At 64.2% G+C, this 21121-nt stretch carries 23 protein-coding genes; 3 read left to right on the top strand and 20 right to left on the bottom strand.

Features of this window, described 5'->3' with window-relative positions; all coding sequences use genetic code 11:
• Nucleotides 1-69: 69 nt before the first annotated feature.
• From K359_RS0101465 to urtA, 16 genes are all read right to left on the bottom strand, one after another.
• Nucleotides 70-1731 carry an HWE histidine kinase domain-containing protein gene (locus K359_RS0101465; protein WP_029077734.1) on the bottom strand — a complete coding sequence of 554 codons (1662 nt, stop codon included), beginning with the start codon at nucleotides 1729-1731 and terminating at the stop codon, nucleotides 70-72.
• Nucleotides 1732-2156: 425 nt separating this feature from the next.
• Nucleotides 2157-2816, bottom strand: coding sequence for an urease accessory protein UreG (gene ureG, locus K359_RS0101470; RefSeq protein ID WP_029077735.1), 660 nt, complete (start codon nucleotides 2814-2816; stop codon nucleotides 2157-2159).
• 184 nt (nucleotides 2817-3000) lie between these two features.
• Nucleotides 3001-3738, bottom strand: coding sequence for an urease accessory protein UreF (locus K359_RS0101475; protein ID WP_029077736.1), 738 nt, complete (start codon nucleotides 3736-3738; stop codon nucleotides 3001-3003).
• On the bottom strand, nucleotides 3719-4381 hold the full coding sequence (gene ureE / locus K359_RS58525; RefSeq protein ID WP_084518230.1) for an urease accessory protein UreE: 663 nt from the start codon (nucleotides 4379-4381) through the stop codon (nucleotides 3719-3721). The genes K359_RS0101475 and ureE overlap by 20 nt, the downstream gene beginning before the upstream one ends.
• A 7-nt stretch (nucleotides 4382-4388) precedes the next feature.
• Nucleotides 4389-4688 carry a putative quinol monooxygenase gene (locus K359_RS0101485; protein ID WP_029077737.1) on the bottom strand — a complete coding sequence of 100 codons (300 nt, stop codon included), beginning with the start codon at nucleotides 4686-4688 and terminating at the stop codon, nucleotides 4389-4391.
• A gap of 27 nt (nucleotides 4689-4715) precedes the next feature.
• Nucleotides 4716-5015: a putative quinol monooxygenase gene (locus tag K359_RS0101490; protein WP_029077738.1), complete on the bottom strand. Its 300-nt coding sequence runs from the start codon at nucleotides 5013-5015 to the stop codon at nucleotides 4716-4718.
• Nucleotides 5016-5064: 49 nt separating this feature from the next.
• Nucleotides 5065-6780, bottom strand: coding sequence for an urease subunit alpha (gene ureC / locus K359_RS0101495; protein WP_029077739.1), 1716 nt, complete (start codon nucleotides 6778-6780; stop codon nucleotides 5065-5067).
• Between the two features lies 1 nt (nucleotide 6781).
• A complete protein-coding gene (locus tag K359_RS0101500) occupies nucleotides 6782-7336 on the bottom strand; it encodes an HD domain-containing protein (protein WP_029077740.1) in 555 nt (184 codons plus the stop codon).
• 5 nt (nucleotides 7337-7341) lie between these two features.
• A complete protein-coding gene (locus K359_RS0101505) occupies nucleotides 7342-7647 on the bottom strand; it encodes an urease subunit beta (protein ID WP_029077741.1) in 306 nt (101 codons plus the stop codon).
• 110 nt (nucleotides 7648-7757) lie between these two features.
• Nucleotides 7758-8060 (bottom strand): urease subunit gamma, encoded by a 303-nt coding sequence (locus K359_RS0101510; RefSeq protein WP_029077742.1) that lies wholly within the window; start codon nucleotides 8058-8060, stop codon nucleotides 7758-7760.
• Nucleotides 8061-8088: 28 nt separating this feature from the next.
• The gene (locus K359_RS0101515; protein WP_029077743.1) at nucleotides 8089-8925 is read right to left on the bottom strand and encodes an urease accessory protein UreD; all 837 of its coding nucleotides are present in this window, start codon (nucleotides 8923-8925) and stop codon (nucleotides 8089-8091) included.
• A 50-nt stretch (nucleotides 8926-8975) separates the two neighbouring features.
• Nucleotides 8976-9671 carry an urea ABC transporter ATP-binding subunit UrtE gene (gene urtE / locus K359_RS0101520; RefSeq protein ID WP_029077744.1) on the bottom strand — a complete coding sequence of 232 codons (696 nt, stop codon included), beginning with the start codon at nucleotides 9669-9671 and terminating at the stop codon, nucleotides 8976-8978.
• 4 nt (nucleotides 9672-9675) lie between these two features.
• The gene (urtD, locus tag K359_RS0101525) at nucleotides 9676-10437 is read right to left on the bottom strand and encodes an urea ABC transporter ATP-binding protein UrtD (RefSeq protein WP_029077745.1); all 762 of its coding nucleotides are present in this window, start codon (nucleotides 10435-10437) and stop codon (nucleotides 9676-9678) included.
• 4 nt (nucleotides 10438-10441) lie between these two features.
• The gene (gene urtC, locus K359_RS0101530) at nucleotides 10442-11605 is read right to left on the bottom strand and encodes an urea ABC transporter permease subunit UrtC (protein WP_029077746.1); all 1164 of its coding nucleotides are present in this window, start codon (nucleotides 11603-11605) and stop codon (nucleotides 10442-10444) included.
• Nucleotides 11602-13197: an urea ABC transporter permease subunit UrtB gene (gene urtB / locus K359_RS0101535; RefSeq protein WP_156928327.1), complete on the bottom strand. Its 1596-nt coding sequence runs from the start codon at nucleotides 13195-13197 to the stop codon at nucleotides 11602-11604. Before urtB ends, urtC begins: the two co-directional genes overlap by 4 nt.
• Nucleotides 13198-13311: 114 nt before the next feature.
• Nucleotides 13312-14640: an urea ABC transporter substrate-binding protein gene (urtA, locus tag K359_RS0101540; RefSeq protein ID WP_029077748.1), complete on the bottom strand. Its 1329-nt coding sequence runs from the start codon at nucleotides 14638-14640 to the stop codon at nucleotides 13312-13314.
• Nucleotides 14641-15170: 530 nt separating this feature from the next.
• On the opposite strand from urtA, the gene K359_RS0101545 reads away from it, so the two are divergent.
• From K359_RS0101545 to K359_RS0101555, 3 genes are all read left to right on the top strand, one after another.
• Nucleotides 15171-16592, top strand: coding sequence for a DEAD/DEAH box helicase (locus K359_RS0101545; protein ID WP_029077749.1), 1422 nt, complete (start codon nucleotides 15171-15173; stop codon nucleotides 16590-16592).
• 24 nt (nucleotides 16593-16616) lie between these two features.
• Nucleotides 16617-16910 carry a translation initiation factor IF-1 gene (infA, locus tag K359_RS0101550; RefSeq protein WP_016842649.1) on the top strand — a complete coding sequence of 98 codons (294 nt, stop codon included), beginning with the start codon at nucleotides 16617-16619 and terminating at the stop codon, nucleotides 16908-16910.
• A 266-nt stretch (nucleotides 16911-17176) separates the two neighbouring features.
• Nucleotides 17177-17389: a cold-shock protein gene (locus tag K359_RS0101555; RefSeq protein WP_016842648.1), complete on the top strand. Its 213-nt coding sequence runs from the start codon at nucleotides 17177-17179 to the stop codon at nucleotides 17387-17389.
• Between the two features lie 187 nt (nucleotides 17390-17576).
• Here K359_RS0101555 and K359_RS0101560 read toward each other — a convergent pair whose 3' ends face one another.
• The 4 genes from K359_RS0101560 to K359_RS0101575 all read right to left on the bottom strand — a co-directional run bounded on the left by K359_RS0101560 (nucleotide 17577) and on the right by K359_RS0101575 (nucleotide 21103).
• Nucleotides 17577-18224 carry a TadE/TadG family type IV pilus assembly protein gene (locus tag K359_RS0101560; protein ID WP_051345938.1) on the bottom strand — a complete coding sequence of 216 codons (648 nt, stop codon included), beginning with the start codon at nucleotides 18222-18224 and terminating at the stop codon, nucleotides 17577-17579.
• Complete coding sequence (locus K359_RS0101565; protein ID WP_029077751.1) at nucleotides 18215-18775, bottom strand: TadE/TadG family type IV pilus assembly protein; 561 nt, start codon at nucleotides 18773-18775, stop codon at nucleotides 18215-18217. The genes K359_RS0101560 and K359_RS0101565 overlap by 10 nt, the downstream gene beginning before the upstream one ends.
• Nucleotides 18776-18947: 172 nt before the next feature.
• The gene (locus K359_RS0101570; RefSeq protein ID WP_029077752.1) at nucleotides 18948-19454 is read right to left on the bottom strand and encodes a pilus assembly protein N-terminal domain-containing protein; all 507 of its coding nucleotides are present in this window, start codon (nucleotides 19452-19454) and stop codon (nucleotides 18948-18950) included.
• Nucleotides 19455-19630: 176 nt separating this feature from the next.
• Nucleotides 19631-21103: a hypothetical protein gene (locus K359_RS0101575; RefSeq protein ID WP_035975819.1), complete on the bottom strand. Its 1473-nt coding sequence runs from the start codon at nucleotides 21101-21103 to the stop codon at nucleotides 19631-19633.
• Between the last annotated feature and the right edge of the window lie 18 nt (nucleotides 21104-21121).

Here is a 21121-nt window from a genome sequence, read left to right on the forward strand (position 1 = left end):
CGCTTCGCGCGCGCTTGACTTCGATCAATCCGGGCAGCGGCAGAGTATCACAACCTGAGGCAGCAGCTGCTACTTCTTCACCGGGCGCACCGGCGCTGAGATCTGCTCGGTGCGGTCGCGCTCGGTCATGTCGACCACGGTGTCCATCGGCGCAGTCAGCTCGTAGACATAGGAGACGTCGGTGAAGTAGCGCTTCGCGGTGCCGCCGAGCGCCTCCGGCGCGACACGGTCGAGCAGGATCAGGCCGAAATCGCTGTCCGCGCGCCGCGTCGCCTGGCTGGTGTTGAACTCCTCCCAGCGAAAATTGAAGACCGCGTCCTCGCCGTCGCCGACCACCTCCCAATTGGCGACGATGTGCGGATGCTTGCCGACCAGCGACAGGCCTTCGTCGGAGTGCGAGGCGAGCTCGAAGAACAACAGCGACAGCGATTGCGCGGCGCGCGCGCTCACCGTGATGTCGGGTCCGTTCACCGCGATCCGGTCGGCATGCGGGATCGAGCGCGATTCGAACAGGCCCTTCAGCTTGACGCCCTGCCACTGGCTCTCGCTGAGCAGCGTGACGACGTTCGACATCGCATGGATGCGCCCGATCAACAGTTCGCGCGCGACGTCGATATCGGCGCCGTGCCGCAGCGTACGGGTCACGATCGACTGGATCACCGCAAGGATGTTCTTGACCCGATGGTTGAGCTCGTCGATGACAGCGGTCAGCCGGCGCTCGAAACCGATCCGGACCTCGATCTCGCGGCTGAGGCGCAGATTGTTGTAGGCGACATAGCCGAACAGGCCGCAGACGATGCCGGTGAGCGCGAGGCCGATCGCCGCGACGATGGTCGCGGTCTGCTGCGCACGCACCGTGGCATTGCTCTTGGCGTAATAGTCGAGCGACCAGTCGCGGCCGCCGAACGTGACCGTGCGGACCATCGACGGCATCGGGCCGTCCTGGCGCACCGCGCGCGAGGTGACGATGCCCTGCTCGTTGGCGGTAAACTCGTCGTTGGAATCGCGCGGATCCTTCAGCGCCACCGCGAACAGCGAGGAATCGTCGTTGGTCAGCATCAGCGACGACAGCTCGTAGGAAAAGGTGATGAAGCCGGCCGGCTCGGATGCGCCCTCCTGGAACACCGGCGCCGCGAGCACGACGCCGACCGGGCCGTTCTGCCGCAGCAGTGGCACCGGGTCCGAGGCCACCGGCTTGGCGTCTGTCATCGCCCGCGCCAGCATCGGACCAACCACCGAATGACGGTCGAAGGCGCGGCCCGGGATGCTCAGGGTTTCGGGATTGCGCGGCTCGACGTCCATCAGCACGTTGATCGGCTTGTCCAGCGCCTTGAGGTCGAGCGCCTGGTCATCGAAATCCCGGATGGTTGGATTGGTGAAGCCGTTGGCCTTGAGCTCGGCCTCCGCCGCGGCCAGTTCGTCCGGCTTGAGCCGCGCGATCCAGGCGGCGAACACGAAATCGGTCTTGAACGCGTAGATCGCCGAGCGCAGCGGCTGCAGCATGTTGGCCTTCACCATCGACGGGGTCCGGAACAGGCCCGAGGCCACCCGCGCCAGCAGCTCGCGCTCGGTCAGCCGGTCCTGCACCAGGCTGGCATGGACGTCGATCGCCCGCGCCAGCGCGATACCGTCGATCGCGAGCTCCTGATCGTGCACCCGATAGGCGGCAAGACCGGAGAGCAGAACTCCGATCAGTGCAATCAAGGCAACGATGAAGCCCAGTCGAACCACACGCTTACTCGGCAATCAGGGGGTGGCGAAAGGGGACGGAAAGCATCTGGCTTCTGCGGGGGCCGCGATAACTCAGGGTGCGAAGAGCGCCAACCGCAAGGGAATATGGAATAGCGATCATCGGTACGCAACAGGAGCCGGTCGGCAACATTAACGACGACGCCACCCGGCGGTCTTTGGCGGCGCCAAAGGTTGCTAATCGTCAAAGTTGGAAATTGTTCCGGCGATTGCGCAGCTTTTTTGCGGCGGCTTGACACCCAGACTACTGCCTCACCGTCATCCTGGGGAGCGCGCAGCGCGTCTCGAAGGATGAACGGCCCGGTCAGCGGGGCCGTGCACCCTTCGAGGCTCGCTACGCGAGCGCCTCAGGGTGACGGTGAAGGACACTAGCGGTCTGCCACAATGATTAACGTCAGCCTGCCTTGTCAGCCCGCCTTCGTACGTGCCTTGGCCACCTTGCCTGCGGCTTGCGACCGAAGGCCGCCCTTGGTCTCGATGAAGCTGATGATGCGGTCGAGGCCGTCGCTCTTCTTCAGATTGGTCATCACGAAGGGCCGCTCGCCGCGCATCCGCCGGGCGTCGGTGTCCATCTTCTCAAGCGACGCACCGACATGGGGCGCGAGGTCGATCTTGTTGATCACGAGGAGGTCGGATCGCGTGATGCCGGGGCCGCCCTTGGAAGGGATCTTGTCGCCGGCGGCAACGTCGATGACGTAGATCGTGAGATCGGCCAATTCCGGCGAGAAGGTCGCCGCCAGATTGTCGCCGCCGGATTCGATCAGCACCAGGTCGAGATCGGGGAATTTGGCCCGCATGTCGGCGACCGCAGCGAGGTTCATCGAGGCGTCCTCGCGGATCGCGGTGTGCGGGCAGCCGCCGGTCTCGACACCGGCGATGCGGTCCGGCGTCAGCGAGCCGGAGCGCACCAGAAACTCGGCGTCCCATTTGGTGTAGATGTCGTTGGTGATCGCGGCGATGTCGTAGCGCTCGCGCATCGACTTGCAGAGCAGGTCCATCAGCGCGGTCTTGCCGGAGCCGACCGGACCACCGACGCCGACCCGCAACGGGCCATGAGAAGTGGGCATGTGAGAAGCTCTCTCTGTTATCGTCGTCCCGGCGCAGGCCGGGACCCATTACCACCGAATTGAATTGTTGCGAGAAGCTGGAGCCCCAGCGTTGCACAACCCCAGAAGCCTGTGGCTATGGGTCCCGGCCTGCGCCGGGACGACGGTTGAGGACGCGGCGCTGGCATTGTCGCTCGATTGCGCATCATGACCGAAACAGCCTCGTATATTGCGTCTCGTGACGCAGGCTGGCGAGATCGGCCCTAAAGGTCGCGCTGCCGAGATCGTCGAGCGAGGCCGCGCTGGCCCGCGCCGCGGTTGCGGCAACGACCTGCTCGAGATCGGCCAGCACGCGCTGGCTGTCGGTCTGGCCTAGCGGGATCAGCCGGCTGCCTGCAGAAATCCAGTTGGAGACGACGGCGTGCAGGAAGGCGTGCAGCGACGGCGCAAGCGGAATGCCATGCGCGGCGCTGACGATGCCGACCGCGACCGGATACACGATCGCGCCATCGCAGGCCGTGATCATCGCGTCGAGGCCGGGTGAATTCCAGGCCGCGCGGGCGATCTCGATGAAGGCGCGTCCCTGCGTCGTGGTCTCGAGCTGCCGTTCGCGCGACGGCACGAAGGCCGCGGCGAGCTCGGCGGTCTCCTTCAACCCGCTGTGGTTGTGCTCCGACGCCGCGCGATGGCTTTGCGCCAGGAATACGGCGTCGCAAAATCCGCTGCCGTCAGCGAGCATCGCCGCGAGCCAGCCGCGCAGCGAGGCGGCGTCGGTGATGTCGCCGGCCTCGACCGCCCATTCGATGCCGCTGGAATAGGCGAACGCCCCCACCGGAAAGGACGGCGACAGCCACGTCATCAGTCGATACAGCGCGGCTGCCTCATCCTCCGTGATTCCGCCGCGCACCGCGGCGGGATCAGGCTCATTTGCGGTCATGAGCATGGGAGTGGTCGTGGTGATGATGAGCATGATCGCAATGCTCATCGTGATGGTGGTGGTCGTGATCATGCGCGTGATCATGGTGATGACCATCATCGTGATGGTGACCATCCCCGTGGTGATGTCCATCACCGTGATGATGATCATGATCGTGCGCATGGCTATGAGCGTGATCGTGCCCGGTATGACCATGCGCGTGCGCGTCGGCATGCGCATGCTCGGCATAGGCGCCACCCTCGGGATCGAACGGCGCCTCGATCTCGATGACACGGGCGCCGAGCCCCTTGACCATCGCCTCGATCACGTGATCGCGACGGATGCGCAGGGCTTTCGGCATGATCTGCGTCGGCAGATGGCGGTTGCCGAGATGCCAGGCGACCCGGATCAGATGATGCGGATCGCTGCCGCGGATTTCCGCGAGCGGCTCGGGAGCCGCGACCACCTCGACAAGGCGGCCGTCCTCCAGCACCAGCGCATCGCCGCCGCGCAACGCGACGGCGTTTTCGAGATCGAGCAGGAATTCGAGCCCGCGCGTCCCGGTCATCGCCATCCGCCGCCGGTGCCGGTCGTCGAAATCGAGCACGACGGTATCGGCCGCCGCTTCCGACCAGCGATGCTGTCCCAGAACCTTGGTTGCGCGGATCATCGATGCCTCAAAGCTTCTCGACCTTGGCGTCGCTGATGATCTCGATCACCGTCGGCCCGGTCTTCATCTGCGCGGAATATTCGCGCCATACCTTCATGTGCGGCGCCCTGGCATGGGCGTTGAGATCCTCGCGGCTCTCCCAGCGCTCGACCACCACATAGAGGTTGGGATCGTTGACGCTGACATTGCCGTCATAGGAGATGCAACCTTTCTCCTTGCGGGTCTCGACCGTGCAGGCCTTGTGGCCCTTGATGAAGTCGTCGCGATTCTCCGGCTTCATCGGCGTGGTGGCGATCACATAGATCATGCTGCTTGTCCCGTTCTTGTTGTTATCTTAGCGGACGTCGACCTTCTCGGGCGTGATCACCTCGATCTTGGGCGGCGCGGCCATGCACTTCACGGCGACACGGCCGAACGTCTTCATGTGCTCGGCTGCGCGATGCGGCACCAGCGCCTCGGCATTCTCCCATTGCTCGACGAACACCATCTTGCTGTGGTCGGTGACGCTCTCGTGCAAATCATAGGCGATGTTGCCGGGCTCCTTGCGGGTTTCCTTGATGCAGGCGGTCGCCGCGGCGATGAATTCGGCGCGGGACTCGGGCTTGATGGTCAGGGTGGCTACGACGTAAATCACGGAAGTTCCTCCCGGTTTTCTGTTATGGCTTTGGATACCGGGAGCGGTTTTAGAACATAAAGTAACGCTGTGCCATGGGCAGCACCTCGGCCGGCGCGCAGGTCAGAAGCTCGCCGTCTGCGCGTACCTCATAGGTCTCGGGGTCGACCTCGATGTTCGGCGTCGCATCGTTGTGGATCATGCTCTTCTTGGAGATTTTCCCGCGGGTGTTCTGCACCGCGTAGAGCTTCTTGCTGATCCCGAGCTTGCGGGCGAGGCCGCCGGTGACCGCGGCCTTCGAGGTGAACACCACCGAGGACGCCGTCAACGCCTTGCCGAAGGCGGCGAACATCGGCTGGTAGTGCACCGGCTGGGGCGTCGGGATCGAGGCGTTGGGATCGCCCATCGGCGCCGCCACGATCGAGCCGCCCTTGATGATGCAGTCCGGCTTGACGCCGAAGAACGCCGGCGACCATAGCACGAGGTCGGCGAGCTTGCCTTTCTCCACCGAACCGATCAGCTTCGACACGCCATGCGCGATTGCGGGGTTGATGGTGTATTTGGCGATGTAGCGCTTGACGCGGAAATTGTCGTTGTCGTTGCCCTTGTCCTGCGGCAGCGCGCCGCGCTGCTTCTTCATCTTGTCGGCGGTCTGCCAGGTGCGGATGATGACCTCGCCCAGCCGGCCCATCGCCTGGGAGTCCGACGACATCATCGAGAGCGCGCCGAGATCGTGCAGGATGTCCTCGGCGGCGATGGTCTCCTTGCGGATCCGGCTTTCGGCGAAGGCGAGGTCCTCGGCGATCGACGGATCGAGGTGATGGCACACCATCAGCATGTCCAAATGCTCGTCGATGGTGTTGCGGGTGAACGGCCTTGTCGGATTGGTCGATGAGGGCAGCACGTTCTTCAGGCCTGCGATCTTGATGATGTCGGGCGCGTGGCCGCCGCCGGCGCCCTCGGTGTGGAAGGCATGGATGGTGCGGCCCTTGAATGCCTTGACCGTATCCTCGACGAAGCCGGATTCGTTCAGCGTGTCCGAGTGCAGCATCACCTGGACGTCGTAATCGTCGGCGACCGACAGGCAGGTGTCGATTGCCGACGGCGTGGTGCCCCAGTCCTCGTGCAGCTTCAGCGCGCAGGCGCCACCCTTGACCATCTCGACCAGCGCCGCCGGGCGCGACGCGTTGCCCTTGCCCGAGATGCCGAGATTGACCGGGAAGGCGTCGAACGACTGGATCATCCGCCCCATGTGCCACGGACCGGGCGTGCAGGTGGTGGCGAAGGTGCCGTGCGACGGGCCGGTGCCGCCACCCAGCATCGAGGTGACGCCGGACATCAGCGCGTGCTCGATCTGCTGCGGGCAGATGAAATGGATATGGCTGTCGAATCCGCCGGCGGTCAGGATCTTGCCCTCGCCTGCGATCACATCGGTGCCGGGCCCGATGATGATGGTCACATTGGGCTGGATGTCCGGATTGCCGGCCTTGCCGATCGCGGCAATCATGCCCTCCTTGATCGCGACGTCGGCCTTCACAATGCCCCAGTGATCGACGATCAGCGCGTTGGTGATGACGGTATCGGCGGCGCCTTGCGCGTTCGTGACCTGCGACTGCCCCATGCCGTCCCGGATCACCTTGCCGCCGCCGAACTTCACCTCCTCGCCGTAGGTGGTGAGATCCTTCTCGACCTCGATGATCAGGTCGGTGTCGGCAAGCCGCACCTTGTCGCCGGTGGTCGGCCCGAACATGTCGGCATAGACGGAACGTTTGATCTTCACGGACATATCAGCCCCCAGTTTCTGCCAGCGCAGCCTTGGCGCGCGCAATGGTGTCGTCAAAAATGCGGTCGAGCCGCGGATTGATCCCCCGGCAACCGGCAACAACCCTGCCGGCCCAGGCCGCATAATCGGCGAGATCGGCGCGCTCATCCTTGCTTGGATGCGGCACGATCCGGGCGCCAATATTGCTGACCTTGTCGGCGGTCTTGATCAGCTTTGCATCGGGCGATTTATGCGGCGCGTCGTCGATCTGCCTTTGCCGGCGCACGGCCTTGGGCAGGCTCATGTCGTCGGTGCATTCGACCACCAGCGAGGCAACACGTTCGCTGAATTTTTGCGCGAGCTCCTCACGCGTGGTCCCGGTATCCTCGATGGTGTCGTGCAGCCAGCCTGCCGCGACCAGTTCGGCATCGGCGCCATCGGTCACCTGCGCCAGCAGGTTTGCGACCTCGGCGAGATGATTGATGTAAGGCTCGCTCCCCCGCCCCTTGCGCGCCATCCCGTTATGACGGCGCGCGGCGAGCTCGGCAGCCTCGGAGACCATGCGGAGCGCGGGCAGCATCGGGCCTAAAGCTTCCCCTTCACCTCGGCGCGGAAGCCGTAGATCACGCGCTTGCCGGCGAGTGCGACGAGCTTGATGTCGCGGGTCTGGCCGGGCTCGAAGCGGACGGCAGTGCCGGCGGCGATGTCGAGGCGCATGCCGCGGGCTTTCTTGCGGTCGAATTTCAGCGCCGGGTTGGTCTCGAAGAAATGGTAGTGCGAGCCGACCTGGATCGGACGGTCGCCGGTGTTGGCGACCGACAGCGTCACGGTCTTGCGGCCGGCATTGAGCTCGATCTCGCCGTCCTTGATGAAGAGTTCGCCGGGGATCATGTCCTTCTCCTCGTCATTCCGGGGCATGCGAAGCATGAACCCGGAATCTCCTTAAACAATCTCTGGATTCCGGGTTCGGCCTTCCGGCCGCCCCGGAATGACGCTCGTGACTATCGGATCGGCTCGTGCACGGTGACGAGCTTGGTGCCGTCGGGGAATGTCGCCTCGACCTGGATGTCGTGGATCATTTCGGGGATGCCGGTCATCACCTGATCGCGGGTCAGGACCTTGGCGCCGGCCTGCATCAAATCGGCGACGGTGCGGCCGTCGCGCGCACCCTCGACGATGAAATCGGTGATCAGCGCGATCGCCTCCGGGTGGTTCAGCTTGACGCCGCGCTCCAGCCTGCGGCGCGCCACCATGGCGGCCATCGAGACCAAGAGCTTGTCCTTTTCGCGGGGAGACAAATTCATGCGAGCACTCTGATCGTTCTGATGAGGTCTAGTTGAGCCACAGCCGCGGCAGCGGGACCAAGGAGGCGCGGCCGAGCACCGTCATCATATCGGCGCGCAGCCGGGCCGCATCTTGGGCACAGAAGCGCGCCATTGCAAAGCCATTCCAGGCGGAGATGCCGACCTCGCCGCCGAAGCTGTCCGACGCCTCGCGGATATGCTCGATCAAGGCCTCGTCGCCCGGCACGATCAGCGCCGTGCCGATTGCGCAGCCGCCGCCCGCGATCGCGGGCCGTGCGAGCTTCTCGCCGATCTCGCCGTCGAGCCGGATCGTCTCGGCGAACACCAACTGGCCGCCGCGCCGCATCCGCCAGCGGTCGACGAATTCGCCGTGACCCATGGTCTCGCCCATCGCAGCACGGCCGAACACGACGATCTCGGAGAGCAGGAACGAAGCGCCTTCCGCAAGATCGATGTCGAAGCTCCTGACAATACGTGCGCGGTCGAACAGGATTGTCTCCTGCGGCAGCCAGGAGAGATGCGCACCGTCCGCGACCTTCAGCGCAATATCGAGCCGAGCCGGCGCTGCCGGCGCACGATAGACCTTTTCCGCCGCTGCCGTAGTCAGCGTCAGGCGGGTGCCCTCGCCGGCTGCGATGGCAATGTCGAAGCGGTCGCCGCCGGCAATGCCGCCGGCGGTGTTGACTAACATGGCCGAGAGGCCGTCGTCCTCCGGCGATGGAAAGCGGACGCGCAGCGAGCCCGACTCATGCAGGTCGCCGCGGCGGGTGGCGCCATCCTTGCGATGCACGCCGAACCTGACAGCACCCTGGGCGCGGTTTGCCGCGAACGTCGCCGCTGCCGCGCCTGCGATCCCGGTCCGCATTCCTCCGACGCTCCCTCACGCACGCCGCGCGAAGCGGCGTCACATCCTGTTCACAGCGCCATCTGACGGCTGATCTCTGCGGGATCGAGGTTCGCGCGGTCGCAGGCATATTTCACCGCACCCCGGTCCATTACGGCAAAACTGTCGCCGAGTTCGCAGGCAAAGTCGAGATATTGTTCGACCAGCACGATTGCGATGTTGCCGAGGTTGCGCAAATAGGAGATGGCGCGGCCGATGTCCTTGATGATCGAGGGCTGGATACCCTCGGTCGGCTCGTCGAGCAGCAGAAGCTTTGGCCGCATCACCAGCGCGCGGCCGATCGCGAGTTGCTGTTGCTGGCCGCCGGAAAGGTCGCCGCCGCGGCGGCCCAGCATGGTCTGCAGCACCGGGAAGAGCGAGAACACGTCATCGGGGATGTTGCGGTCTTCGCGCTTCAGCGGGCCGAAGCCGGTCTTGAGGTTTTCTTCCACCGTGAGCAGCGGGAAGATCTCGCGGCCCTGCGGCACGAAGCCGATGCCGCGCCGCGCCCGCTCATAGGGCTTTAGCGCGGTGATGTCCTTGCCGTCGAAATTGATCGCACCGGAGGCGATCGGGTATTGCCCGACCATGGCGCGCAGCAGCGAGGTCTTGCCGACGCCGTTGCGCCCGAGCACGCAGGTGACCTTGCCGGGCTCGGCGGTCAGCGACACACCGCGCAGTGCCTGCGCCGCGCCGTAATAGAGGTTGATGTTGTCGATCTTCAGCATCGCGCTAGCGCCCCAGATACACTTCGACCACCCGCTCGTTCGACGACACCTGGTCGATCGAACCTTCGGCGAGCACCGTGCCTTCGTGCAGGCAGGTCACCTTGACGCCGAGCTCGCGCACGAAGGTCATGTCGTGCTCGACCACCATGATGGTGTGGTTCTTGTTGATCTCCTTCAGAAGCTCCGCGGTCAGATGGGTCTCGACATCGGTCATGCCGGCGACCGGCTCGTCGACCAGCAGCACCTTCGGGTCTTGGGCCAGCAGCATGCCGATCTCGAGCCACTGCTTCTGGCCGTGCGACAGGCTGCCGGCGAGGCGGTTGCGCGCATCGGTCAGGCGGATGGTCTCGAGCACCTTGTCGATGCGCTCGGACTCGGCCTTGCTGCTGCGCCAGAACAGCGTGCCGCGCACGGAATGATCGACATTGAGCGCGAGCAGCAGGTTGTCCTGCACGGTCTGGCTCTCGAACACCGTCGGTTTCTGGAACTTGCGGCCGATGCCGAGCTCGGCGATACGGGTCTCGTCGAGCCGGGTCAGGTCGACGGTGCCGTCGAACAGCACCGTGCCCTCGTCCGGCTTGGTCTTGCCGGTGATGATGTCCATCATCGTGGTCTTGCCGGCGCCGTTCGGGCCGATGATAGCGCGCATCTCGCCGGGCGCGAGCGTCAGCGACAGATTGTTGATGGCGTGAAAGCCGTCGAACGAGACGTGCACGCCGTCGAGATAGAGCATGGCCGAGGTGGCGCGGGTATCCATGACGTTCATTTGCCTACTCCGCCGGATTCGGTGCGCCGACGCCGTCTTCGCGCGCGGCACTCTCAGCGTCGGGAGAGCTGCGCCGCGCGTTCTCCCACCAGCCGTTGATGGTGCCGACGATGCCCTTGGGCAATAGCAGCGTGACCAGGATGAACAGCGCGCCGAGCATGAACAGCCAGTACGGCGCGAGCGGCCCGGAGGTAAAAACCGTCTTGGCGTAGTTGACGACGACGGCGCCGAGCGCCGCTCCGATCAGCGTACCGCGGCCGCCGACCGCGACCCAGATCACCGCCTCGATCGAATTGCCGGGGGCGAATTCGCTCGGATTGATGATGCCGACCTGCGGCACGTAGAGCGCGCCGGCGACGCCCGCCATGCAGGCCGACAGCGTGAACACGAACAGCTTGTAGGATTCGACGCGATAGCCGAGGAAGCGGGTCCGGCTTTCGGCGTCACGCACCGCGATCAGGACCTTTCCGAGCTTCGAGGTCACGATCGCGCGGCAGATCAGGAACGCGATGATCAGCGCAAGGCAGCTCAGCAGGAACAGCGCGGCGCGGGTTCCTTCGGCCTGCACGTTGAAGCCAAGGATGTCCTTGAAGTCGGTCAGGCCGTTGTTGCCGCCGAAGCCGAAATCATTGCGGAAGAACGCCAGCAGCAGCGCATAGGTCATCGCCTGCGTGATGATCGAGAGATAGACGCCGGTGACACGCGAGCGGAAGGCGAGCCAGCCGAAGCAGAAGGCGAGCAGACCCGGCACCAGCAGCACCATCAGCGCTGCAAATGCGAATTTGTCGAAGCCGTACCAATACCAGGGCAGCTTGTCCCAGTTCAGGAAGACCATGAAGTCGGGCAGAACAGGATTGCCATAAACGCCGCGGCTGCCGATCTGGCGCATCAGATACATGCCCATGGCGTAGCCGCCGAGCGCGAAGAACGCGCCATGGCCGAGCGAGAGGATGCCGCAATAGCCCCAGATCAGATCGATCGAGAGCGCGAGGATGGCGTAGCAGACATATTTGCCCCACAGCGCCACCAGATAGGTCGGCACCTGGAACATCGAGCCCTGCGGCAGCAGCAGGTTCGACAGCGGGATCAGCACCCCGACCGCGGCGACGAGCAGAACGAACGCGGTCGCGGCGCGGTCGAGCGAACGGGTGAGGATGTGCGGCGTCATGCTTCCACCGCCCGACCCTTGAGCGCGAACAGGCCGCGCGGCCGCTTCTGGATGAACAGGATGATCAGCACCAGGATCGCGATCTTGCCGAGCACCGCACCCGCCACCGGCTCGAGGAACTTGTTGGCGATGCCGAGCGTGAAGGCGCCGACCAGCGTACCCCAGAGATTGCCGACGCCGCCGAACACCACGACCATGAAACTGTCGATGATGTAGCTCTGGCCGAGATTCGGGCTGACATTGTCGATCTGCGACAGCGCCACGCCGGCAATGCCGGCGATCCCCGAGCCGAGGCCGAAGGTCAGCGCGTCGACGCGCGAGGTGGCGATCCCCATCGAGGCCGCCATGCGGCGGTTCTGCGTCACAGCGCGCATCTCGAGGCCGAGTGCGGTGTAGCGCAGCATCGCGAGCAGGATGGCGAACACGGCGAGCGTGAAGCAGAGGATCCAGAGCCGGTTATAGGTGATGGTGATCTGGCCGAGCTCGAAGGCGCCGCTCATCCAGGAGGGATTCCCGACCTCGCGGTTGGTCGGGCCGAACGCGGTGCGCACCGCCTGCTGCAGCACCAGCGACAGGCCCCAGGTCGCGAGCAGCGTCTCCAGCGGGCGGCCGTACAGGAAGCGGATGATGGTGCGTTCGATCAGGACACCGATGAAGCCCGCGACCAGGAAGGCGAGCGGCACCGCGATCAGCAGCGAATAGTCGAACAGCGCGGGATAACGGGTCCGGATCACCTCCTGCACCACGAAGGTGGTGTAGGCTCCTAACATCACCATCTCGCCATGCGCCATGTTGATGACGCCCATGACGCCGAAGGTGATGGCGAGCCCGATCGCGGCGAGCAGCAGCACCGAGCCGAGCGACAGGCCGTACCAGGCATTCTGCACCATCGACCACATTGCGAGATTGCTCTGGATCGAGGTGACCGCGGTTGCGGCCGCCTGGGCGACCAGCGGCGGCTGATCGCCAAGCCCGGTGAGCAGCGCCAGCGCCTCCTGGTCGCCGCGTGCCTTGACCACGGCGACGGCGTCGAGCTTGTCGCTGTCGGACGCATCCGACTTGAACAGGATGATGGCGGCGCGCGCCTCGGCGAAAGCCTGCTTGATCGACTTGACGCTCTCCTTGGCGAGCGCGCCCTCCACCGTCGGCAGCAGGTTCTCCTCGTGGCTCTTGAACACCGATTGCGCCGCGGCGAGCCGCTTGGCCGGATCCGGCGACAACAGCGTCAGGCCACCGAGCGCGGCATCCACGGTGCGGCGCAGGCGGTTGTTGAGGCGAACGGCGGCGGCGTTGTCGGGCAGCTTGTCGACGGCAGCGCCGGTGGCGGCGTCGATGATCTTGCCGTCGGTCTGCGTGATGAAGACCTTCTTGCTGTCCGGATCGGCCGAGAGCCGGCCGTCCTGCAGCGCGCTGATGATCGGGGAGGCCAGCGCATTGCCCGATGCGGCAACCCCGCCGATCGCCTCCTCGGTGTCGGAGAACTCGTCATTGGCGAATTTGGCGACCGAATCCTCGAACGGGCCGGCCAGCGCCGGAACGACGAAACAGCTCAGCAGCAGGATCGAGAGAAACAGCGCACGAAAACGATCAATACAATTGGCGAACACGTCAGTACCCCGGCAGGAGTGTGAGGAGAAGGCGGCGAGCTGTGCCGCCTTCTCCAGGTTCTTGGATGGTTGTGTTGTGTCGTGGATCAGGTCAGGAGCTCAGGAGCCCTGGCCGCCGCACTTGTTGGTCTTGGTGTTGTAATTGCCGCACTTCTTGCCGACCCAATCGCCGATCAGGTCCTTGGAGCCCTCGAGCTCCTTCGACCAGGCGTCGCCGGCCACCAGGCCCGGGGTCTTCCAGACCACGTCGAACTGGCCGTTGCCCTTGATCTCGCCGATGAACACCGGCTTGGTGATGTGGTGGTTCGGCAGCATCTTCGAGGTGCCACCGGTCAGGTTCTTGGCTTCGATGCCGGGCAGCGCGTCGATCACCTTGTCCGGATCGGTCGACTTCACCTTCTCGACCGCCTTGACCCACATGTCAAAACCGATCACGTGCGCTTCCATCGGATCGTTGGTCACGCGCTTCGGATTCTTGGTGTAGGCCTGCCACGCCTTGATGAACTTCTCGTTCTCGGGCGTCTTGATCGACTCGAAGTAGTTCCAGGCGGCGAGATGGCCGAGCAGCGGCTTGGTGTCGATGCCGGCGAGCTCTTCTTCACCGACCGAGAACGCGACCACCGGGATGTCGGTCGCCTTGATGCCCTGGTTACCGAGCTCCTTGTAGAACGGGACGTTGGCATCGCCGTTGATGGTGGAGACCACCGCCGTCTTCTTGCCGGCCGAGCCGAACTTCTTGATGTCGGCCACGATCGTCTGCCAGTCGGAATGACCGAACGGCGTGTAGTTGATCATGATGTCTTCCTGGGCGACACCCTTCGACTTCAGATACGCCTCCAGGATCTTGTTGGTGGTGCGCGGATAGACGTAGTCGGTGCCGGCCAGCACCCAGCGCTTCACCTTCTCGTCCTTCATCAGATAGTCGACGGCGGGGATCGCCTGCTGGTTCGGCGCGGCACCCGTGTAGAACACGTTGCGCTCGGACTCCTCGCCCTCATACTGCACCGGATAGAACAGGATGTTGTTCAGCTCCTTGAACACCGGGAGCACGGACTTGCGCGACACCGAGGTCCAGCAGCCGAACACGACCGCAACCTTGTCCTTGGTGATCAGCTCGCGCGCCTTCTCCGCAAACAACGGCCAGTTCGAGGCGGGGTCGACCACGACGGCCTCGAGCTTCTTGCCAAGCACGCCGCCCTTCTTGTTCTGCTCGTCGATCAGGAAAAGGATGGTGTCCTTCAGCGTGGTTTCGCTGATGGCCATGGTGCCGGAAAGCGAATGGAGAACGCCAACCTTGATGGTGTCGTCGGCCGCTTGCGCGGGCGCGAACGGCGAGGACGCAGCCAGACCCAAAACCAGGCCGGCCGTCGCCGCGAGCGCGCGGCGGCGGGTCATCGTCGTTATTTTGTGAGTAAGCTGAGTAAGCATGAAATGTCGTCTCCCTGACGCAGGCGTGAACGCTTGCGAAACGGCCGCTTGGCCGCCTGCGGTTAAGGGAATCGCAAGAACTGTGCCACGGTGCGCGAGCACCTTAAGCCAATGAACCGGCTGGATAATTTTGCGAGTTCCGGGCAAATACGGAAATCGATTGCTCAATCATTGGGCCGTCATCTTGACTGCTGAAAGTGCAATCAGATTATTTTGTAGGCAAATTTGCCATTTTGGCTAAAATTCCGGCACCGATTTGTGACAGTTTGCGCGAGCGATCGGCGAACTTCGAGCACCGATCCGGCAATCTCACCTTGAAACCGCCCTGTTCCTGGTCCATATCCTCGCCATGCCCGCGAAATCGCGGTGCCTTCGCGAGCTGCGTGTACAAGCCGCCCCAAGCGGCTTCTGGCTCGCCTTTCAGCTAACCCAGCTTGACGCCCCAGACACGCGGGTGTCCCGAACGCCTTCAAGCGATTCCGGCCGATATTGGACCGGGACGAAGACGGCTTTTATGGAAAGAACCACTTTTGACCTCCTTTCAGGATTTCGGCCTCGCCGAACCCATCGCCCGCGCGCTTCGTGAAGAGAACTATCTCACACCGACCCCCATCCAGGCCCAGACCATCCCGCTCGCACTTGCCGGCCGCGACGTCGTCGGCATCGCCCAGACCGGAACCGGCAAGACCGCATCCTTCGCGCTGCCGATCCTGCACCGGCTGCTTGAGAACCGTGTCCGCCCGCAGCCCAAGAGCTGCCGCGTGCTGGTGCTCTCGCCCACCCGCGAACTGTCCGGGCAGATCCTCGACAGCTTCAATGCCTATGGCCGCCACCTCCGGCTGTCCTCGGCGCTCGCCATCGGCGGCGTCCCGATGGGCCGCCAGGTCCGCAGCGTGATGCAGGGCGTCGAGGTGATGGTCGCCACCCCCGGTCGCCTGCTCGATCTCGTGCAGAGCAACGGCCTGAAGCTCAACCAGGTCGAGTTCCTGGTGCTCGATGAAGCCGACCGCATGCTCGACATGGGCTTCATCAACGACATCCGGAAGATCGTCGCCAAGCTGCCGATCCGGCGGCAGACGCTGTTCTTCTCGGCCACCATGCCCAAGGACATTGCCGAGCTCGCCGAAGCGATGCTGCGCGACCCCGCCCGCGTGGCGGTGACGCCGGTGGCCTCGACGGTCGACCGCATCGCGCAGCGCGTGATCCAGGTCGATTTTGCGGCCAAGCCGGCGATTCTCGCCCAGTTGCTGAAGCAGGAACCGGTCAATCGCGCCCTGATCTTCACCCGCACCAAGCATGGCGCGGACAAGGTGGTGAAAGGCCTGGAGCGAGCCGGCATCAGCGCCAATGCCATCCACGGTAACAAGTCGCAGAACCACCGCGAGCGTACGCTGGCGGCGTTCCGCACCGGCGAAATCCGGACGCTGGTGGCGACCGATATCGCCGCCCGCGGCATCGACGTCGACGGCATCAGCCATGTCGTGAATTTCGACCTGCCCAACATTCCGGAGACCTACGTCCACCGCATCGGCCGCACCGCGCGCGCCGGCGCCGACGGGGTCGCGATCTCGCTGATCGCGGGTGCCGAAGAGATGGGCTATTTGCGTGACATCGAACGGCTGATCCGCGTCACGCTGCCGCGGGAAGACCGTCGCACGCCGGGCAGCAACCGCGAACCCGCACCGGCTCAGGCACCCCACCCGCACCGGGGTGGCCGTTCTGCGCCGCGCGCGCATAATGTCCGTGGGAAGAATGAGGCGGCTCCGAGTGGAAAAGGGCCTCGCCGCCGCCGTCGTCCAGGTGGTAATAATGGCGCGCCGCAGACGAGCCGGGGCGAGTCGCCGCGTCCGTCGCAGGCCGGCAACAGCGAAGGCATCCAGGGCGTCGCCTTCTTGCATCGCGAGAGCCGGCCGAATCCGCAACCCAACCGCAACAACCGACCGAAGCACTAGCCGTCGCTCGATCTGGAGAACCATATGGCTAAGGAAGAGCTGATCCAGTTCGAAGGACTGGTGACCGAAATCCTCCCCGACGCTCGTTACCGGGTACAACTCGATGCCGGACACGAGATCGTCGCCTACACCGCCGGCAAGATGAAGAAAAACCGCATCAAGACGCTGGCCGGCGACCGCGTTACGATCGAAATGTCGCCCTACGATCTCGAAAAGGGCCGCCTGATTTTCCGCCACAAGGACGAGCGTCCGAGCGGCGCGCCCGGCGGCCCGCCGCGGGGCGGAGCGCAGCGCGGCGGCCAGTTCCGCCGCCGATAAACAAGGTTTGCAACTGCTGCGCGCATGACATCCTGATGTCCTGCGCAGCAATGGCCGGCGCCTGCGCCGGCCAAAAAATCGCGCACGTCAGGATTGTTTTGAAGCCTTCTATCGAATAATATCCTAACCATCGATTTTCGGCCGGACGACATTAGCCAATACCGGTACAGCCGGTTCAGACGCTGACGACCCTTCCAAAAATTCGATCTCACCACCCCGCCGATCAGCGGGTCTTGAACTTGTATATCTGAGAAGGGACTACCCACGTGAGCATGGGAACCGTGAAGTGGTTTAACGCGACCAAGGGCTACGGCTTCATCCAGCCGGATGAAGGCGGGAACGACGTGTTCGTGCACATCAGTGCAGTCGAGCGCGCCGGCCTTGGCACTCTGCGTGAAGGCCAGAAGATCTCCTACGAGATCGTGGCTGACCGCCGTTCCGGCAAATCCTCGGCCGACAATCTGCGCGCCGCCGGATAAGCCGATTTCCCGGAAGCGCGAAGCTCCAGGAAATTGTCGTCAAAGCATCAAGGGCCGCACCTCCGGGTACGGCCCTTTTTGTATGGATCGCGGGCCCGCAGCCCACGTCGCTCGAAAGCGCTCTAGAGTTTCCTGTTTTAACGGGTTTTCTTGACGCGAACCGATGCCCACTTCGCTCGAAAACGCTCTAGTAAGTCGTGCAGGCGTTCGACGCGGTGGCGGACGTCGAGGAATAATTCACGCACAGCGACTGCCGCGGCCTGGTATAGGCGACGTCGCTGAGATTGATGCCGCTCTTGGCCATCACATAGCCGATCGTCGGCATGTATTTGTAGCTGACTTCACTGAAGATCAGATAGGTGCCCGCAATCAGCAGCGAGGCCGGGACCAGGCTCGTCACCACATCACCCTGACTGCGCGTGGAGGTCGTCACCGTGGCTTGCGTGGCGCCGGTGGCGATCGTTCCCGCCTTGCTCCACTGGATCCGCGCGATATTGGAGTTGTCGATATAGATTTCCGACAATGTGATTTTGGTCGGTGACGGATCGTACGGCGTCATGATGCCGACGGCGGCGCTGAAGAAGTTCTGCAGGTCGGTGTCGACCACCGCCGTTGCCTGCGAGGTCAGATCCGACGCGGCGCGCGCCATCAGCGTGACCTTGCGGTCGACCGCGACGCCGGATGAGAACTCGACGGTGCCGAAGAACATCACCAGCATCAGCGGCACGATGAAGGCGAACTCGACGGCGGCGAGGCCACGGCGGTCATGGCAGAGGGCGCCGACGGAGCGCAGCAAGGCCGCGGTTAGGGTTTTCACGACTTTGCTCATGAGCATGTGGCTCCGGAGGTTCCGGAGGGCTCGTTCTTGAACGTCGCGGTCGCGGTCAACAGCCGCGTGCCATTGGAGAGGTTGGCGACGTGGAAGCCGAGCTTGGTGACGAACAGCGGCCACTGATAGTACAGCCGGACAACCACGACGTCGCCGTCCTTGCCGGGACACCATTTCGTGGCCGGAATGAACGCGTTGCTGGAGTCGATCGGCGGCGTGATGTTGACGCTGCTGAACGAGGAATAGCTGCGCACGTCGACAAAGATGCCGTTGGTGCAATCGAACAGCGCGCTGACCCGGCTGCAGACGTAGTTCTTGAACTGCGCCTGGGTGTAGCTCAGGCCCTGGGCCTGGCCGGTCATGACGAAGCGGGCCGAATCCTGCGTCACGGTCTCGAGCACCTGGCTGGCAAGGAAGATCATTGCCACTTCGATGATCGCGAACAGCAGTCCGAAAAACAGCGGTGCGACCATCGCGAATTCGACCGCGGTCACGCCACGGCGATTTCGGCGAAAGCGGCGGAGCAGGTCTGCGAAGGAACGAGCGGGCAGCGGCATCAACGACCCCGGATCAACATGGCGGCAACAACTACCCCAAGACTCATTGTTGAAGTGTTTCGCCGGATCGAGACAGAGTGCCCCTATCCGTTAGGTCTTTCTTAACCATGTCGAACGAACGGTATCCGATCGGCCGCGGCCCCGGCGTGAGTGGCGCCGGAGCGGACACGTGCTAGTTCTGCGGCTTTCCTGCCGCGCCCGAACCGGAGGCCTGGGTGTTGAGCGTACCGGCCTGGTCCATGGTCGCCTTGAAATAGACGTCGCCGTCGCCGAGCGTGATGCGGCGCTGACAGACCGGCATGCAGCTGTAGGTCTCGCGATCGACGCCGCGATAGACGGTGACGAGCTGGTCGGTCGGGCCTTCGACCTGAATCTGGCGGTCCACCAGCACCTGACCGGTGCGGTCGAGCGCGATGAAATTGGTCGCGCCGTAGCCCTTGCCGGTTACGACGACAACCCCGCCATTCTGCAGGGTGACATCGGCAATCAGGGGATTGCCGACCACGATCGTGGCAATGCCTCCGGGCAGCTTGACGAGCTTGGCCTGATCGACATTGACCGCGATCCGGTCGGGATCGGGCGCTGCCGTTGCGAACGCGGGCGACAGCAGCACGGCTGCGGCCAGCGAGATGAATCCAATGCGCGTGACGGCGCGAATACGATGGGACTGAAACGACATATTGTACCCCGGGACGTTAACAGGCCGGCAAAAGCGATACGCAGCGGACCGGCGCCCGACGCAGGCGAATCTGACGGTAATTCATTTAAGAAGAGGAAAAATCGAGCGCCGAATTGCGCGGATGTCACGACTTCCGGAGCGGATCGGCCAGCGGCCTCGGAATCTCGCGCGAAAACCTATCCCGCGGGGCGCGCAGCCGCCGCCTCACCGCCCGCACGCACATGGATCACCACGCGATCGTCGGCGTAGAGGCGCTGCCATCCATCGATATGATCGAGAAATCTGGAGGCAGGCGTCGCCGGGTCGAGCATCACCGCATCGATGTTGTAGGTCTTGAGCAGATCGAAGAAGCCGTCGACGTCCTTGAGCTGGAGCGCGCGGTAATAGGCCATCTCGAACGTCTCGCCGTAAAGCTCGGCACGCCCGTCGACGAACACCGGCACCTGACGCCAGATCAGATATCCGCCGAACTGCAGATCGTTGAGCACGCGCCGGGCATTGTACGCCTTCAGCGCGTCAACGGCAGCAACGGGTGAATGGATCGGCGGCGGCGCGATGTTGCCCCGTGCCGCAACGAACCAGGTCGAGGCGCACAGCGCGACGATGAATATCGCAGTCGGCGCAGCCTTCAGCCGGACAATGCTCGCGGCACGCAGACCGAACTGGGTCGCCACCGGCGTCAACGCAGCCAGCGGCAGCAGCAGGGCGAACAGCTCGAGATTCCTGACATGGGACAGCGCCATGTGCAGCAGGCCCAGCACCAGGGCGATCCGCGGCAGCGGCAGCCTCACTCCGCAATAGAGCGCCCCGCCGATCAGGCCGAGAATGGATAGCTCGAACGCATCGATGTGGCTGAAGTTCGCCGGCATCCACTCCGCAATCAGATGCAGCAGTTCGCCGAGGCTGAGAATCTTCAAGGAGGCAAGGAGCGAACCCCATCCGTAGGGGGTCGCGCAGCACGCGGCCAGCGCGCCGATACCGAATGCCGTCCAGCGCAGCGCGAGCGGCAATCTTTGCGCGGGCGCGGCATTCCACATCGCATCGAGCGCAAAGGCGCCGAGAAGCACGAGGCCGAACAGAAAGCCACCATGCAAATTGGCCCAGAGCGCGATCAGCGGCAGCAGCCAGAACGAGGGGGCCTCGCGGCGTTCACTGGCGACCATCAGGCCGTTCGCCCAGAGCATCATGATCGGCAGCACCAGCACATGCGGACGGGCCAGCAGATGCCCGCATGTCAGCACCAGCGCCGCCAACGCGACCAGGCTCGCATAGATCGCCGGCAGCGCGCGGCTGAGAATGGCCGTAAGCAGCGCGAAGGTGGCGGCACCACAGGCCGCGGCCAGCGCCGCGGGCCCGGTCCACCCGGCAAGATCATAGGCCTTCGCGAACAGGACCTGCGCCAGCCAGGACGACGACATCCATGGCTGACCCGCCTTGGTGAACGAATAGATATCGACTGACGGCAGCGCGCGATGGTCGAGGATCCAGCGGCCGACCGCGATTTGCCAGTAGGTGTCGGAATCGGCGAGCAGCCTGTCGCCGACGATCAGCAGCAGCGCGTAGACGCCGCACGCCATCCAGAACCAGGCCGGGACCTCGGCGAACACGGAGGCCCTTGCCTGCGGGATGGTTGCGGTCTCAGCACTCATGCGGGCACGGGCCGGACA

This window comes from Bradyrhizobium sp. th-b2, from assembly GCF_000426785.1.
GTDB lineage: Bacteria > Pseudomonadota > Alphaproteobacteria > Rhizobiales > Xanthobacteraceae > Bradyrhizobium > Bradyrhizobium septentrionale.